The organism is Aeromicrobium sp., from assembly GCF_036676885.1.
Taxonomy (GTDB): domain Bacteria; phylum Actinomycetota; class Actinomycetes; order Propionibacteriales; family Nocardioidaceae; genus Aeromicrobium.
In genome coordinates, this window is sequence record NZ_JAKFCB010000250.1 from 1 (window position 1) to 3,720 (window position 3,720).

Below are 3,720 nucleotides of genomic sequence, written 5' to 3' on the forward strand. Positions count from 1 at the left end.
CGCCGAGGCGGGCAGGTCGAGCACGAGCGGCTTGACCTTCGTACGCAGGAAGTGGTCCGGGCAGCTGGTGCCCAGCGCGGTGAGGCGCGGGTGCTCGCTCGAGGCGAGGAAGTCCAGCACGACGTCGCTGTCGGTGAAGTGCCCGACCATCGCCCTGTCGGCCGAGGCGATCGAGCGGATCGTCGGCACGAGCGCGGCGGCCTTGGCGCGGCGCTCGGCCTCGGGCAGCGCCGCGTAGCCGTCGAGCGCGGGGCCGAACGGCTCGGGGCGCGAGTGCTCCTCGATGTACGCCGCGGCGGTCTCGATGATCCACAGCGAGTTCTGCTCGGCCTCGGCGCTGGTGTCGCCCCACGCCGTGATGCCGTGACCGCCGAGGATGCAGCCGATCGCCTCGGGGTGCTCGGCCTTGATCTCGGCGATGTCGAGGCCGAGCTGGAAGCCAGGACGGCGCCACGGCACCCAGACGACCTTCCCGCCGAACACGGTGTGCGTCAGCTCCTCGCCGTCGGCCGCCGTGGCGATCGCGATGCCGGAGTCGGGATGCAGGTGGTCGACATGTGCCGCGTCGACCAGGCCGTGCATCGCGGTGTCGATCGACGGCGCTGCGCCGCCCTTGCCGTGCAGGCAGTAGTCGAACGCCGCGACCATCTCGTCCTCGCGGTCGAGGCCGGGATAGACGTCGACGAGCGCGCGCATGCGGTCGAGCCGCAGGACCGCAAGCCCGCTCTCGGTCAGCGTGCCGAGGTCGCCGCCGGAGCCCTTGACCCACAGCAGCTCGACGTCCTCGCCCGTGACGGGATCGGTCTCGGTGCCCTTGGCGGACGTGTTGCCGCCGGCGTAGTTGGTGTTTCTCGGGTCCGAGCCCAGCCGGTTCGACCGGGCGATGAGCTCGGCTGCGGTGTCGTTGGTCATCAGTTCCATCCTGCTTGGGTGCCGCCGACGCGGTCGGCCTCGATCTGTTCCTGGTAGCCGCTCGCGAGGAACGCCTTCAGCGGGTTCGCCGGGAGGCCCTTCTCCTCGCGCCACGCGGCGAGATCCGCGCGGACGTCGGTGTAGAACGCGTCCATGAAGATCTCGTTGGCGAGCAGCACGTCGCCGTCGGCCTGCGCCTTCTCGAGCGCACCGGCGTCGACGAGCAGCGCGCGGGCGGTCATCTCCTGCACGTTGAGCACCGAGCGGATCTGCCCGGGGATCTTCTTCTCGATGTTGTGGCACTGGTCGAGCATGAACGCCACGCCGCTGTCCGGGCCGTAGCCGCCGCCGCGGATGACCTCGTAGAGGATGCGGAACAGCTGGTACGGATCGGCGGCGCCCACGATCAGGTCGTCGTCGGCGTAGAAGCGGCTGTTGAAGTCGAACGAGCCGAGCTTCCCGAGCCGCAGCAGCTGCGCCACGATGAACTCGATGTTGGTGCCGGGCGCGTGGTGGCCCGTGTCGAGGCAGACGTACGCCTTGTCGCCCAGCGCGGCCACCTGCACGTACGACGTACCCCAGTCCGGGACGTCGGTGTGGTAGAACGCCGGCTCGAAGAACTTGTACTCCAGCACGAGTCGCTGGTCGTCGCCGATGCGCTCGTAGATCGTGGCGAGTGACTCCGCGAGCCGGTCCTGCCGGCCGCGCATGTCGCCCTGGCCCGGGTAGTTGGTGCCCTCGGCGAGCCAGATCTTGAGGTCGCGCGACCCGGTCTGGTCCATCACGTCGATGCACGCGAAGTGGTGGTCGATCGCCTTCTGGCGGATCCGCGGATCGGTGTGGGTCAGGGCCCCGAGCTTGTAGTCGTCGTCCTGGAACGTGTTGGAGTTGATCGTGCCGAGGCCGATGCCGAGGTCCGCGGCGTAGCGGCGCAGCGCGCCGAAATCGTCGACCTGGTCCCACGGGATGTGCAGCGACACGAGCGGCGCCAGGCCGGTGAACTCGTTGACCTTGGCGGCGTCGGCGATCTTCTCCTCGACCGTCCGGGGGGTGCCGGGGCTGCCGAACACCTTGAACCGCGTGCCGGAGTTGCCGTACGCCCAGGACGGGACCTCGATCGCCTGTCCCTCGAGCTGCGCGCTGATCGCGCTGAAAGTCGTCATGTCACTTCTTTTCGGTGTCGTTGTGCGTCCGAGTCGTGCTCTGGTCGTGCCTGGCGAGCTGGTCCTCCAGGTGGAAGACCTCGTCCAGGACGAGAAATCCTTGATCTGGCTGCTGATCGCCGAGGTCCACGAAGAACTCGGCCATCTCGGCCTGCCAGCGGCCGTTGACCTCCGTGCGTGCCATCCCCGCCCGGGCGTCCTCGATCGAGGGCGTCTCGACGTAGCCGATCAGGAGACCGTCGTCGCGCAGGAACAGTGAGTAGTTGTGCCACCCGGTCGCTGCGAGGGCCTGCAGCATCTCGGGCCAGACCGCCGCGTGGCGCTCGCGATACTCCGCGATCCGCTCGGGCTTGACCTGCAGCTGGAAGCACACGCGTTGCATGTCGTCGGCCTCTCGGGTGGGGGTGGTGCCCGGCCGGCGGGGAGGAAGCCGCCGGCCGGGCGCCGGGAACATCAGAAGTCGAAGTCTCCGATGTTGTCCTTGTTGAACTGGAACGGATCGCCCAGCAGGACGGTGCCGTTCGCACCAACCGTGAACTCGCCGAGCTTGCCGGCGGTGAACGTGTCACCTTCCTTGCCGGTGATCTCCTTGTCGACCAGCGCCTTGGCCGCGAACGCCGCCAGATAGCCCAGGTCCTCGGGGTTCCAGAGCGCGAACGCCGTGACGGTGCCGTCCTCGACGTACTTGCGCATCTGGTTCGGCGTGCCGAGACCCGTCACCATGACCTTGCCCTTGAAGTCCGAGTCGGACACGTAGCGCGCGGCCGCGGCGATGCCGACGGTCGTGGGCGACACGATGCCCTTGAGGTTCGGGTACTTCTGGAGCAGCGCCGACGTCTTGTCGAACGACGTCTGGTCGTCATCGTTGCCGTAGACCGTGTCGACGAGCTTGATGTTCGGGTGGTTCGCCGCGAGGTCCTTCTTCATCATGTCGATCCAGGCGTTCTGGTTCGTCGCGTTGGCAGCAGCCGACAGGATCGCGATGTCGCCCTTGTCGCCGATCTGCTCGGCGATCATGTCGACCTGCACCTTGGCGATGCCCTCGGCGCTGGCCTGGTTGATGAACAGGTCGCGGAACTCGGGGTCGGTGTCGGAGTCGAACGTCACGACCTTGGTGCCTGCGTCGCGCGCCTCGTTGAGCGCGTCGCCGATGGCCTTGGGGTCGTTGGCCGACACGACGAGCGCGTTGACGCCCTGCTGTGCGGCGGTGTTGATGAACGGCACCTGCGCGTCGGGGCTGGCCTTCTCGGGTCCGACCTCGGAGAACTTGCCGCCGAACTCCTTGACGGCGTTCGCGCCACCCTTGTCGCTGGTGTCGAAGTACGGGTTGCCGAGGTTCTTCGGCAGGAACGTCACGGAGACGCTCTTGCCGTCGTTTCCGCTGCCGCCCTCGTCGCCCTCGTCCGAGTCGCCGCCACAGGCGGAGAGAACCAGCGCGGCGCTGACGGCGAGAGCACCGAGTGCGCTTGCCTTCCTTCTGTTGAACTTCATGAGTTCTTCCCTTCTTGGTGAGCTGACGCCAGCTGGCGTTCATCGGAGCTCTTGGAGCTGCGTTTCTTCATTCCTGCCGACGCCCGAGTTGCCAAGGACAGGAAGCTGGTGGACATCACCGAGAGCACGAGCAGCAGCCCGATGATGATGTTGA

The 3,720-nt window shown here is 67.5% G+C and carries 4 protein-coding genes; all 4 read right to left on the reverse strand.

What is annotated here, in order from left to right:
- The coding region (locus V6M46_RS11170) for a class II aldolase/adducin family protein (RefSeq protein ID WP_332664896.1) at nt 1-912 on the reverse strand (912 nt) is incomplete at its 3' end.
- The gene (gene rhaI, locus V6M46_RS11175) at nt 912-2,075 is read right to left on the reverse strand and encodes an L-rhamnose isomerase (RefSeq protein WP_332664898.1); all 1,164 of its coding nucleotides are present in this window, start codon (nt 2,073-2,075) and stop codon (nt 912-914) included. The genes V6M46_RS11170 and rhaI, both read right to left, overlap by 1 nt.
- Before the next feature lies 1 nt (nt 2,076).
- Entirely contained in the window at nt 2,077-2,457 is a 381-nt protein-coding gene (locus tag V6M46_RS11180) for an L-rhamnose mutarotase (protein ID WP_332664899.1), read from the reverse strand.
- 71 nt (nt 2,458-2,528) lie between these two features.
- On the reverse strand, nt 2,529-3,566 hold the full coding sequence (rhaS, locus tag V6M46_RS11185; RefSeq protein ID WP_332664901.1) for a rhamnose ABC transporter substrate-binding protein: 1,038 nt from the start codon (nt 3,564-3,566) through the stop codon (nt 2,529-2,531).
- Nucleotides 3,567-3,720: the final 154 nt, after the last annotated feature.

What these genes read in the sequence shown, in the direction of transcription:
- rhaI (WP_332664898.1), bottom strand. Translation starts at nt 2,075, where the DNA reads ATGACGACTTTCAGCGCGATCAGCGCGCAGCTCGAGGGACAGGCGATC.
- V6M46_RS11180 (WP_332664899.1), bottom strand. Translation starts at nt 2,457, where the DNA reads ATGCAACGCGTGTGCTTCCAGCTGCAGGTCAAGCCCGAGCGGATCGCG.
- rhaS (WP_332664901.1), bottom strand. Translation starts at nt 3,566, where the DNA reads ATGAAGTTCAACAGAAGGAAGGCAAGCGCACTCGGTGCTCTCGCCGTC.